We start from the raw sequence: 13,674 nt of genomic DNA on the forward strand, positions 1-13,674 counted from the left end.
ACTATTTCGACTAGATAATTAGTATGAATTACTGAAAGTTAGTCTCCAATGCGTTCTTTGATCGACATCATTTCTTTATGCACCAGAAAAAGAAGGAACCAACTTAAACGTTTAACTGTCTATAGTCCCTTCCCTCTTATCATTTTAGTCAAGATTCTTCCTAGCTCTGATCTTACTTTATTCTATCCACACCAAACACATTTATTTTTTAAATTTACTTCTTATGCTTTTTTTGAATTAAAAAGAAGTATTTTTTTCTTTTTTACTAAAAATAGCACTGTCACAAGGATAAGCCCACTTCCGATGAATGTATCGATTCTCCTTGTTTTTTCTCCTGTTTTAGGTAGATGTTGCTTTTTGTTTTCTTTCGTTTTTGAATTTTTGTGATTGCTGTATGGCTTGTCTGCCGTCTTTTTGTTGTCCTTCACTGTAATTTTAGCTACAGCACTTATTCCATCATAGCTATATTTTACCTCATAAGTCCCAACTTTTTTTGTATCAACTGTACCTTCTATCCTAATCGTTTTAAATTCTACCGCATTGCCTAAACGATCAAATGCACTGATAAAATTATCCGAGGCTTTCCAATTGTCCCCCAATTGGATGCTTGAATCATGGACATTTATGATCGGTGCTACTTCTTTTGCTTTTACGGCTATTTTTGCTACGCTTGTTGTTTCTTCATAACTGTAACTTACCTCGTATTCGCCTTCTTTAGTTGTATCCACTTCTCCTGTTACTTTGATCTCACTGAAGTCTAACAGCTTTCCATTTTTATCAAATGCATTGATAAAATTATCTGCTGCTTTCCAACTATCTCCCACCTGGATACTTGAGTCTTGAACATTTATGATTGGGGCTGCTTCTTTTGCTTTTACAGTTATTTTCGCTATACTTGTTGTTTCTTCATAGCTGTAACTTACCTCGTATTCGCCTTCTTTAGTTGTATCCACGCAGCCCTTAACGGTCACATCTTCGAAATCGACTGAATTTCCAGCTTTATCAGTTGCACTGTCAAAGTTATCTGCTGCATTCCAGCTTTCACCTACTTGAATGGTTGAATCGTGAACATTCAATGATGGATAATCAATTTTTTCATACTTGAATGTTATTCTTTTTATCTCATAAGCTTCAATATTACCAGCTTTTGGATCCCCTTCAGTTCCAATAAAATTGTAACCATCCATCTCAATAGTCTCTATTTCATAAGCTACACTCTCTGGAAGACCGCCTGAAGACCAATCGAATTTAGAAATATACTCAGTATTTCTTTCCTCTGCTTTTAGCTTATTCCCTAAAGTATCTTCATAATTTACGTATATTGTACCAGCCTTGTCGTACACCATTTTATAATTTTGCGGATTCTTTCCGTATACTATACCTGTAGGAAGCTCTGTTAAGAGAACCCATCCTATTGCATCTACATAATAAAGATCATCATCAGCTACATCACCAATTTTTCCAGAAAAAGTCACTGGTTGGATTTCAAAACCTGTCACTGGATCTGAAATATTATTTCCAAACGTATCTACATAGCTTATGATTATATCCCCAGTTTGCTCCACTTGTGTTGGTTGCCAAACATAAGTGTCTGCCATTTCAGAACCCTGGTAATTATTGAAGGCCGTAAGCTCCTTTGAAGTAAACACATAGCTACCATTTGGTCTCTCTGGTGTTCCATCCCCAATATTTTGCCATTTCTCTGTATATTGAGTATTTGTTGGTACATCTGGAAGAGCTTCTACATTTGTAAAACGCACTTTGCTTCCCAATTTTAATTTTGTTAGTGAGGTTGTTCCTGCTAAAAACTCTCTATTGATATTAGAATTGATTTTCATCATATCGAATCCAGATAAATCTAAATATTCTAGACTACTACAGTCTCGAAACATAGCGAACATCGAGCCCATTCCATTGACGGGTGTTCGAAATGAAGATACATCTAATTCTTTTAGCGAAGAACACTCGGCAAACATTAAATTTAAGAACCAAGTACGGCTCAAATCCAATCCTGATACATTCAAGGACACCAGCCCTGGATTATACGCAAACATACCTCCCATGTCCGTAACGCTACTTGTATTAAAAGTTGAAACATCTAAAGAACGTAACTTAGGACACATAGAAAACATATTATTCATAAGTGTAGCCTGAGAAGTATCTAATAACTCTAAATTCTCTATAGATTCTAGATTAGGAAATTTTGAAAATAAGTTATTGCTATTTGAGTGAGCCAATACTTTACCTTCAAAAACAATTCTATTTATTTGATCAGAATAAGTTGTCCATGGACTTTCTCCGATTGTACTTTCAAAATTTCCTGCACCAATATGCAGTATTCCGTTAGAATCAATTCGCCAATCGCTCGTTCCAAAAGTTCCTGAATATACATCATCACTTAACTCTTTTAGTTCCGTAGTATTTTGAGTTTCAACATTTCTTTCTTCGGAAATGCTGCTGTTCAGCTCATTTCTCCCAAGATCATAGGCATCATCTGATGATTCCACCTGATCTATGGGTTCTTCAGCACTTTGACTACTAGTTTCGGTTGGAACTTCTTCGTTTTGAACCTGTTCTTCATCACTTCCATAAACCCTCGGTTCTTTGATCGTTTCTATAGATTCAGCGTACACAGAAACTATTCCAGAAGCATAAGATGCAACTAATACAACTAAACTAAATATCGATAACATTCTTTTTTTCATTTCGATCTCCTCCTATAAATCATAAAAAAACAAATTCAATTCTTCACATGGAAATGCCTATATAAAAACAAATAACTTAGCAAGCTGTTTTTATCAGTAAAATAGACAACTTTCTTAACGTTCGAAATAATATCCCATTAGTAAAACCCACATTAAATAACATGTCTTTACACCTCTATATTACAAGATTAGATTTAAATTTCAATTTACAGTCTCTTTATATCTGTAAAGTATAGACTTTATAATCAACTTTCAATAAATTGTATATGTATGACTATAAATAGGTTATTTATTGAAATTTTTATTTATCCATTGTAGTATTAGGCTGATAAATGAGTTTTTCGTGCTCTTTTAAGGAGTGATAAGAAATGAATGATCTTGAAATGGCCCAACTAATTACCGATTGCACAATTGAATTATTAAAGTCTAAGCACTTTGAAAAAATATCAATAATGGAAATCACAAAAATTGTCGATATTAGCCGCGTTACTTTTTATAATTACTTCCAAAATAAAGAAGATGTACTTGATGTACTTATTGAGAATTTGCTCACTAATTTTGATGAGATCCAGAAAAAAAATCTTCCGTTTTTAGAAGGTGTCGACATGGAGAATTCTACTGCAATAAAAGATATCTTATTTCCTAATACCCTAGAAATCATGATTTTTTTCTATGAAAATAGAAAATATATCTCTGCTCTTGTGTCTGAACACAGCCCTGTAGACTTTATGGATATTCTTTATGCCACGTACTACAATCACTTTCTGATTGCCTTACCAGAAATCTTTTCCGTTAAATTTGATAAAGTCACCCTCGCAAGTTATGCAACTTATATGACTACTGGAGTAAAAGCACTGACAGAAGAGTGGTTTTTATCTGGTTTCTGTCAAACACCTGAAAAAATTACAGAACGAATCTTAACTATGCTGGCCCCTTCTCTTATGGAATTGTATACACGAAATGTAGAGTCCTTATGAATAAAAAAGTGTTCCCTTGGCAGGAATAAGTAGTTATATACTTTTTATAAACCAAATTACATCAAATTGAACCGATCAAAAATAAAAAGAACATGTACCTTTTCTAACCCCATTCAATTTAAAGGGGAAATAGGAAAATTTCATGTTCTTTTTTTACTTTTGTAATCTAAAAAATATATAAACGATCGTTAATTTTTAGTGAAGATAATTGTGCAAAAAAAGTCGAGAAAGTTCATTTTATTGTATGTATAATAGCCCTATAAGAAAGAGGTGAAACTATGCAAGAGCAGCTTGAAGCGGTTCAGCGAATGCAAGACTATATCAAAACTCATTTCTCTGAGCAAATCAGTCTTGCAGATTTATCCAACGTATCACTCTTTTCTCCATGGTATTCTCATCGTCTATTTCAGCAATATACTGAAATTTCTCCTGCGAAATATATTCGTAAACTGCGCCTATCAAAGTCTGCTTTAAAGCTAAGAGACTATTCTACTAAAATAGCAGATATTGCATTTGAAATGGGCTTTGGAAGCGTTGATGGGTATCAACGGGCTTTTTTTGAGGAATTTGGATGTAATCCTAGCGAATATGCTTCTAGACCGATTCCTTTGTATTTATTCACCCCATACAGTGTAAACTACAAACAGACAGAAAGGAGTAATAATATCATGGAAAACTTAAAAACTGTCTTTATACAATTAATAGACAAACCTGCTCGTAAGGTACTCTTAAAACACGGAATCGCAGCTAAAAATTATTTTTCTTATTGCGAGGAAATCGGTTGTGATGTCTGGGGGTTGCTTCAAAGTATTCCTTCAATCTGCGGAGAGCCTATTTGCCTTTGGTTGCCTACTATTTATCGGAAAACAAATACCTCAGAATATGTACAGGGTGTTGAAGTCTCTTTAGACTATGACGGTATTATTCCAGAAGATTTTGACGTGATCGAACTCCCTCCAGCCCAATATCTGATGTTTCAAGGTGAACCATTTGATGAACACTCTTATGGAAAAGCAATCGAAGAATTACAACTTGCTATTCAAAAATATGATCCGACGATAAGAGGGTATCTATGGGATACTACTAACCCCCGAATACAACTTGAGCCAATCGGTACAAGGGGCTATATCGAATTGATCGCTGTAAAACCTCTGTAAAAACGACACTTTTTAGTTAGATATTGTTAATTCAAGCTATTAAAAACAAAACTACAAGGAATATTACTCCTATTTTTTTCTTCTTGAATAAAAATGAACAAATAAAAAAGCCCTTGATGTGTAGTGACCCCAAAAAGTTAGACTTTTATGGAGTGGAGAAATCCACTCCTTTTTTATGCAATGAAATAGGTTATTACTTTAACCTTTGTTCTGCTTCTCGAAACGCTACAGGACTTTGATTATTTAATTTCCTTTTCATTCGTTCATTATTATAATACTGAATATAGTTTTTGATAGCTTGTTTCAGCTCGTCAAAGCTGTAGTAGATTTCTCCGTGAAACATTTCTTGTTTTAGTAAACTGAAGAAATTCTCCATCAAAGAATTGTCCAAACAATTCCCCTTTCGAGACATACTTTGAAATATATTGTGTCTCTTCAATTTACTTCCGTATGCTTTCATTTGATAAGCCCACCCCTGATCGGAATGAAAGGTCCGACGGTAAGGACAATCCATTGTAATCTGGATCGCTTCTTCCAAACCTTCCATTACAGCCAATGCATTTGGCTTTTCTGAGATTCGATAGGATAGAATCTCACTATTATACATATCCATAAACGGATCTAAATAAAGCTTTTTCTGGTGAATGATACCTTTGGTATCTAATTCAAAATACTTGAACTCTGTGGTGTCTGTCGTAATTTTTTGATGACAAATATTCGTGTAGAAACGACGACGGAGTCGATTCTTGGCAATACTACCAACTCGTCCACGATAAGAACTATAGCGACGAGATTTTCGAGTATAAGAGCGGACTTCAATACCCAGTTTTCGAATCAAGCGTTGAACCTTCTTTTTATTCACGTAAAAGCCTCTATTCTTCAGTTCACTTGTCATTCGCAAATAGCCATAATCTTTATGTTTTTCACGAATACGAATCATTTCTGATTCGATTTCTTGGTCTGGATTTTTTCGGTTAAAGCGTTTTTGCCAGTACATAAAAGTTGCTTTAGGGAAGTTCAGTGTCTCAAGAAGCTCAACTAATTTGAATGATCCTCGGAGGCTTGCGATGATTCGAGCGATTGATTCCTTCGTCTTTGTTGTGCTTCCTGTTTTCGCAGCTTCCTCAATTCTTTTAAAAAGGCATTTTCAATTTGAAGAGAACGGACTTGTTTTTCTAATTCCCTGATACGATCACGTTCTTCTACTGTTTCTTTGATGGAATGGTTCTCTGTCTTTTCTTCTTTCTTAAGCAAAATAGGTGGACGTCCTTTCGTTTTTGAGAGTCCATCGAATCCTTCTTCTCTAAATTTTCGCATCCACTGGGCAATTAGAGAAGGATTATTCATTTCAAGCACATTGGCAATTTCCCGATAGGACAACTCACTTGTTTGATATAACTCTATCGCATTCAGCTTGAATTGAACAGAATAAGTTTGATTTTGGCGTTTACGAAAAAGTCCATCTTCACCAAATTCTCGATACGTATTAATCCAATTTTTTACTAGAGAATCTGACTTAATCCCATATTTTTTTGATAAATGAGTTGCCCCTCCTTCTCCTTCAAGATATTCTTGAACGACTTTTAGTTTAAGTTCAAAACTATATTTAGCCATAAAAATACCGACCTCCAAAAGCTAGATTTTTGGTCTAACTTTTTGGGGTCGGTACAATGTACAAGGGCTTTTCATATTCGAAAATTGTAAGACAGCTCCGTGTCTTCTTATCTTCTGATTTCTTTACTTCGTGCTAAAAGTACGACATCTATTGATATCATTGAATTTTTTATTAAATTGACTACCACTCTGACTACATCCATTAAAAAGCAAGTGATGATTCCAAGCTTTTCACTCCGGAATTATCAAAAACCTGCAGTCAGCTCTCCAAAATTTGAAAAGCTTCTAGTGGTTTTAATCTTTCTTCTGATGTTAAGTGTCGATAAATTTCAGAGGTTGTTTTATCTGTATGACCTAAGCGAGCCTTCAATACCTCCCAATCACAATGACCAGCGACTAAACTTGCCATTGTGTGGCGAGCCAAGTGAGTGTGGAACGGTTTCTTTATACCACATTGCTCAACACACCGTTTGATATGATGATTCACATACTCTCGTCTAAATGGAATGCCTCGCTTGTGTGGCTCTAGATAAACAAATAAATACTTTTCTTCCACTTTAAATTTGAACTGCTTCCTAACATCATCTAGCATTTCCATTAAAGCTTTTAACTTTTCCATTACTAATGGTGTCACAACCACCCGTCGTGCAGAACTGACACTTTTAGTTGTATCAATTTTAAAATTAACTTGCTTCCCTTTTACGGTTGTTTGCTTGTAAAAAAGAAGCTCATTATTGTTAAAATCAATATCTTCTGGTTGTAAGGCTAAAGCTTCACTTACGCGACAGCCTGTATAAAACAAAACGTGATACAAAGTTGAAAGTGGTAGCTCTTCATGAACAATACTGTAATTAAGCAATGATCTTAGCTCATCAAATGTCAAATACTTTTGATCCAATCTCTCTAAAGAATCCTTTAATTGCTGAACCGTTTGTTGATACTTTGGACGTCTAACGGATTCCAATGGATTGTCGCTTAATACATTATTCTTTAGACAATAATTGAAGATCATATTTAAGGTTTGACGAAAACTTTCTAATGAATTTTTAGAATAACCTTTTGATATGCCATCTATGCCCTTCTCTTTCAAAGTGAAGAATAGTTCTTCTAAAAAATCTGAACTAAGGCTGATCATTTTCTTATCGCCAATCCATCTAGAAAGAGTTTTTACAGATTCATGTCTTTTATCATACGTACTTTCTTTTTGTTCCTTCAATGATTGATAATGCACAAACCATTTTTCAGCCACTTCTCGAAATAATTCATTACTACCAGTCAATTTCTTATATGTCTGGTGTTTTTTCTCCATTTCAAGATAAGCCAATTGCGCTTCGCGTTTTGTTTTAAAGCCTCTGCGTGTTGTTCTGAATGCTTGAAAATACCAAGTGATTTCTCCTGCTTGATTCACATGCTGCTTATATCTATCAACTATCTCCAAACCTAATCCCTCTCTTTCAAGAAGGAGGATGAATATGTGTTAATAGATTGCTTTCGAGTACCTCCATTATAAAGCATATTCACTCAAAAATACATATTTTCAAGACATTCTTAAATTATGCATTCGATCTCTGTACTCTTCATAATCGTGATTGTTGAACCAATTTAGCACTTCATCTTTGGCATAGTGACCTCTAATGCCGTACCAACAGTTCGGGAACTCTGCTAGTCTGATTAATCGATTTAATGTGCTGTCGCTAATTTGAAATTCTCTCTTTAGGTCTTCATTGGTTAATACAAGTGGTAAGGAATGTTGTATTTTAGAAAGTTCATCTAGAACTTGGTCTAATTTTTTATCAATCGTTGTATTTAACGTTTTACTTTGTTTTGGAGTTTCAGGAAAACAAATATTTTCTTGCATCTTCTCCCTCCTATTCTTTCCTTGTTCAATCTATCAGTTGTTTGAGTCACCAAACCGCATAGGACTTTCACCTCTCTCCAGTTTACGGCGAGCTTTACAGAAGTATCATTATATACTTTGCATATCGTGGCTTGAAGGGACAGGTTTCAATTGCTTAAGAAGTTGGTCGCTTGCAGCAATTAAAATTACTGGTTATGGCGGTTCTTAATGCAGTGCTCCATGCAAAGGGAATGTTACTGATAGATTTTATTCAGTTGTCAAGGTACAAGTTTTATTCTTATACCTATTACCAACAAAAATAATCAAGAAAAAGACACAAAAAAAGACTGAAAATTTAGTAGAAATTTTCCTACATTCGTTTCAGTCTTTCACTTAATTATTAGCAGGTAATGTGATTATATATATATTAATCGGATTGAGAATTGAGCATGTGGTTAACTCTCTTTAAAAAAGGAGGTTACCTTAGTTCTTGGTTTTGTACATATATAACTGGAGAGAATACTATTGTATTTACAATCTCCTTATAAAGTGTATATTCTTTCTATTCAGTTTTCTCTTTATTATACTTTTTCACCTCTCCAACAACACCTTTGTCGGTTAGAGTAAGTAGTCCACTCCATTCGCTCCATTTTTGGTCTCTCATCTCTTCAATCATAAATCGCTTTTCTCCAAGACATTCCCAAAATATAATTAGATCATTTCTATTCAAAAACTCATCTAAATGTTTCCTGCGAATTAGTAGTTTATCAGGACTATCAAATTTTTTGTTTTCTACATCATAAAACACTACAAGTTCACCATTTTTATCATAGTAACATCCATCATATTTTCGTTGCGTTAACTCCAAACCATCTATCAAAAATCCACAAGGTATATCGAAAGATGTTGCCTCATTTTGGGAAGCATCGTATTGTTCTTCCCATAAAAATTTATTGGAACTTCTCATGACTTTCGCAAGTAATTTTCGAATAGGCTTTTTGTATTTTGAATACTTCACTTCATCATGTTCAATTAAGTCGTCATCTTCTTCATCATCAAAATCATTAATGATAGAGATTCTAATATCTGGATATTCAACAGTCTCAAACTCACCTGTCTCAACCTTGTAGTTTAACCAAGCATCTTTTTCTAACTCTTTATATCCTGAAGACCAACCAAATTCACGATTAAATAGCCAGTAAGTGTTCTGACTTCCCTCAGGAAACCACCGCCCCATAAAATTTCTATTTTCTAAATCCTCTTTCAACGATTCAAATTCATGTTTCTTAACGAAGTATCCTTGTGCCATAATCCACTTATTTTGAGCACCAGGCCTATCCCAATGAGATGACTGCAACTCATCATTTTTATTTTTTATAGTATTATAATAATCCAATGCTACCCATTCATTTCCATTTTCGTCTAAAAGTAAAAGATTAACATTTGGAATAAAGAAGCTATCTTTTTCATTATTTACCCAGTTCTCTATAACATTTCTAGCTGCATCTCTTTCTATGAAGTCTGTTTCCTTTAGTTCTTCCTGAATGAATGTTGGGCGATTTGGGTCATTAAAAAAATTATTGTTTAATGTTGGATCAAAATCACGAACATAAGGATTCCAAGCGCCATCAAATTTTATTTTTTCATCTTTTTCATTCCATCTATTAGAAAGCTCATAGTGGTCTGACATTCTGGCTAAAATATTATACATTGTAATCCACTGATACTTTTTCCCGATTCTCTCAATCTTATTTGTATTATGTCTATTATAGTCATTAAAATTTCTTAATATATCATGTTCATCAAATAAATCGTTTGTATAGCCCAGTTCGTTCTTAACAAAATGCATAGAGTAGTTATAAATATTAATGCTGTCCACATCAGAAAAATAATCAATAGCTGAATCAAAAACATATCTTCCAAAATCTCCATACATTACATCTACACCTTCTGGAGCCATAGAATGAGCAATAGAACTTAGTCCGCCATCGTATTCTTCTTGGAATCTTTCTACTATTGGTATGGGATTAGAATTGTAAGGGGGTTTGATTTTTGATTCATTAATATTGCTTCTACAGTCTGGACATTTAAATAAAAAATATTCAAGTATTAGCTTTGCATAATCTCTTAATAGAATATCTGGATAAATCAAGGATTGATCAAATATTGTAACATAAATATATTCCACTAATTCTTTAAATTCTGAGTCTTTGATATCAATATTCTTCGTACAAGCACCAAATACGATTCCGTACAATCTCTGTATAACATAAGGATCGTTCACAAGCTCAAATTTTTTCAAAAGTGGTAAACAGAGTGAAAAGTCTGTCTTCAGTAGTTCAATCATTGCTTTAGATACCTTGTCTCTTAATAGTCTATTTGATGAGGTCAAAAGCCAAGAAAACAGCACAAGTATTAGCCAAGTTTTTTCGTGAGAATTGTCTAACTTTTTGCCCTCATCAAAAAATCTAACTAATTGAAACAGCCTTTCATATTCTTCTCCTAAACCATTAATATAAGTCGTCCATAAATAATCTCTTTCATTTAAGGGCTTCTCATAAAGAATATCATGAAGAAATTCAGCATTTAGTGGATTATCTATTTTCACACTGTTCTCAATTAATACGCTGAAAACATCATCACGGTCAATTCCTTTTTCATTTATAAATTTGCGAAAATAATTTTGATTAATGTTTTGTGAAGGACGCCAAGAAAAAGATTTCACATAATCGCACAATATGCGCTCTCTGTCATAATCATCCCTCACATAGTCAATGATATCAATGCACTCTTCACCAAATTTCATGAAAAACAAACTCGTCGTAACAATAAAAGTATCAACGTATCGCCAATTAATTCGCTCATCGTCCCTTATTTCAAGCAAATTATCTCTCAGGTATTTTTTGCAATCATCTGTAGTCGAAAACTTGTCAATAATCACCTTTGCATATACAAAATCTTCTAATAAATTGTAACCGAACCTATACACTTCTTTACTATCACGCATAAAAGTTAAAAATATGCCAGATTTTGTAAGCGATGATAGATATGGAAGTTTGTTATTGACCAATCCATAATGATTCCAAAATCTCAGCTCTAATAAATCATGTTCACTAATTGTATAAATTTCATTTTTTAAATGAAATTCAGCAATTTCTCTAATTAAATTATTCAGGATTAGTCGATCAGCTGGCAATCCTGCAATTTTTTGAGCTTCTAAGTCCGACGCTTCAAGAAACTTTTCAAGTACATGATACAAATCAAAATCGTTTCCGTCATAAGCTTTGCAGAACATCGTCAAAAACAAAGGGTTAGTCATTTCTGATTGAAGAAAATATGACGGAGAAAACGGAATATTATAGTGATTCAAAAATTCTCTAATTGCATCAATACTGTCGTTCTGAAATCCATAATGCGTAATTTGTGGAATTTCGTGATCAATAATTTTTTGTTTGATACTATTATTAAGAACTGAATCTTCATATCCACTTCGAAATGAAACCGCTACTTTAACAAAGTTCAGTTTTTCAATCTCACGAAAAATTATAGGTAATCCATTTTTCCAAGTATCTTTGTTATTACTTTCATTTATTGCGTCAATAAATAAATAAACTTTTTCGTTGGTTAAGTCTCCAAGTGTCTCAAGAATATCTAAAAATTCAGAGAAACTAAGATTGAGTCCTAAATAAGATAAAATTTGACTTTTGATAGGTTCAGCAGACAAAAATGCATGTCCTGGCAATAAGATAGCATGTCCACCATCGTTTAGAATGGTATTAGCTGCTTCGGATAAAAGCTGACTTTTACCCATTCCAGCTTCACCATTAATAATAAGAATTTTTGTCTTAATAAGTTTTTGTTCCAATTCACTAAATTTGAGCAACAAGGGGATACTAACGAGGGCTTGTAAACGATACACTTTATTCCTATTTTCTTGTTTTTCACGTTCATTGTCAGTTTCTATTTCACTTATTTTCTCAATCTCAGCGTTTATCAGGTCAAAATTTTCTGAAAAATGACTTTGTAAATCTTCTTTCCAGTCAAGACATTCTTCTATTTCTGTGAGCTCATCAATTTTATACGATTGAATTCGAGTAATGATGGCGCTAGCTAGCAGCTTATTGTCATCGGAAAGATAATACATCAGATCTTTTAGATTACTGATTACCTCACTCCTCTTTTCTTCAATAATGTTTAGTGTTTCCATATTTTCTAGAAAAAGTCTAAACTCGTTCTCTGTCTCGGTTGATATATTGAACAATTTATTGTATCTAGTTCCCATTGAATCAAAACTCTGTTCTAATTGTTCCCAAAACCACTCATCTTTTAGAACTTGCTGACCAAAGAAATATTCTGCAAGTCTAGGATTTTCAATAACACGATCAAGGATGGCCTTATTAGTAATTACTCTAATTTCAATACCCGAAGTATTCAGCAATATTTCACATTCTTTGTATCCTTTCGCCTCCGTGTTTATGTCTTTATTACAATATAAGAAGAAAATATCTAAATCATCCGAATGATGTTTAATAGTTTTTTTTACTGAGTCTTTTATAGCAGAATAATTAATATTAGATGAGAAGAATTTCGCTTGAAAACTTATCCATTTTCCAGATTTTTCTTCAAAAATAGGAAAAATTTCAACCCCTGGATGATTCGGCTTTGAAACAAAGATTTTGCTATCATCAAAAAATTGTTTATTAAAGAGCAACCGACATAAATCTTCAAAAGAAGAAGTTGTATCATCATTTAACGCTGAAAACTGTTCCCAAGAAATATTTTTACTTTTTGAGCTCATGCCTTTACCTCTTTTCTTGAATATAATGCTCATAATCTTACTACCTTATATTTATTATATCAAATTTGTATTCTCTTTTTTATCTTTCTTATTGTTTTTGGACTCTATCGCTTTAAAACAATATTTCATTGCAAAAAATTACTAAAATTTAGATTTTCCTTACTCTATACCATCATATATCATAATGTGTAACTTTCTAAGTATAGAAAAGTAGTCCATATTTTTGTAATTTAAATAAATTGTTATCTTCAGTAGACATTTGGTAATTTCTATTAAAACAAGCGTTTTTATTAATTATTGTATTTAATTTATTTCCTTATTTTATCCATCAGTTATTTTAGTAACCTAACAGTATAGGATTTTCATCTTTCCCCACTTCATGGCAAGATTTACAGGAGAATTGTTGCATACTTTGCACGTTGTATTTGAAAAAATCAGTTTCAACATGATTGCAATTACTAGTCATGGCGGTTCTTGGTGCTGTACTCATTGCAAAAGAAATATTACTGACAGATTTTATTGAATCATAAAGGGACAAATTTTATTCTTATACCTATTTCCAACAAAAATAGTTTGGAGAAAAAAT

Annotated in this window: 6 protein-coding genes and 1 pseudogene; 2 read left to right on the plus strand and 5 right to left on the minus strand. The window is 33.2% G+C overall.

Going from position 1 to position 13,674, the window contains the following annotated elements; translation table 11 throughout:
* Positions 1-221: 221 nt before the first annotated feature.
* On the minus strand, positions 222-2,705 hold the full coding sequence (locus tag IGI58_RS00085; protein ID WP_429955229.1) for a bacterial Ig-like domain-containing protein: 2,484 nt from the start codon (positions 2,703-2,705) through the stop codon (positions 222-224).
* Between the two features lie 368 nt (positions 2,706-3,073).
* On the opposite strand from IGI58_RS00085, the gene IGI58_RS00090 reads away from it, so the two are divergent.
* Together IGI58_RS00090 and IGI58_RS00095 are read left to right on the plus strand one after the other, a co-directional pair.
* Complete coding sequence (locus IGI58_RS00090) at positions 3,074-3,682, plus strand: TetR/AcrR family transcriptional regulator (RefSeq protein WP_429955227.1); 609 nt, start codon at positions 3,074-3,076, stop codon at positions 3,680-3,682.
* 278 nt (positions 3,683-3,960) lie between these two features.
* A complete protein-coding gene (locus tag IGI58_RS00095; RefSeq protein WP_429955225.1) occupies positions 3,961-4,839 on the plus strand; it encodes a helix-turn-helix domain-containing protein in 879 nt (292 codons plus the stop codon).
* Between the two features lie 193 nt (positions 4,840-5,032).
* Here the strand turns inward: IGI58_RS00095 and IGI58_RS00100 are convergent.
* The 4 genes and pseudogenes from IGI58_RS00100 to IGI58_RS00115 form a co-directional block, all read right to left on the minus strand.
* Positions 5,033-6,453, minus strand: a pseudogene (locus tag IGI58_RS00100) (IS3 family transposase).
* Between the two features lie 259 nt (positions 6,454-6,712).
* Positions 6,713-7,891: a tyrosine-type recombinase/integrase gene (locus tag IGI58_RS00105; RefSeq protein WP_429955223.1), complete on the minus strand. Its 1,179-nt coding sequence runs from the start codon at positions 7,889-7,891 to the stop codon at positions 6,713-6,715.
* 99 nt (positions 7,892-7,990) lie between these two features.
* A complete protein-coding gene (locus IGI58_RS00110) occupies positions 7,991-8,311 on the minus strand; it encodes a DNA-binding protein (protein WP_429955221.1) in 321 nt (106 codons plus the stop codon).
* A 541-nt stretch (positions 8,312-8,852) separates the two neighbouring features.
* Positions 8,853-13,088 (minus strand): NACHT domain-containing protein, encoded by a 4,236-nt coding sequence (locus IGI58_RS00115; RefSeq protein WP_429955219.1) that lies wholly within the window; start codon positions 13,086-13,088, stop codon positions 8,853-8,855.
* Positions 13,089-13,674 lie beyond the last annotated feature (586 nt).

This window comes from Enterococcus sp. AZ020 (genome assembly GCF_050499205.1).
In the GTDB taxonomy this organism is placed as follows: Bacteria; Bacillota; Bacilli; order Lactobacillales; family Enterococcaceae; genus Enterococcus_L; species Enterococcus_L dunnyi.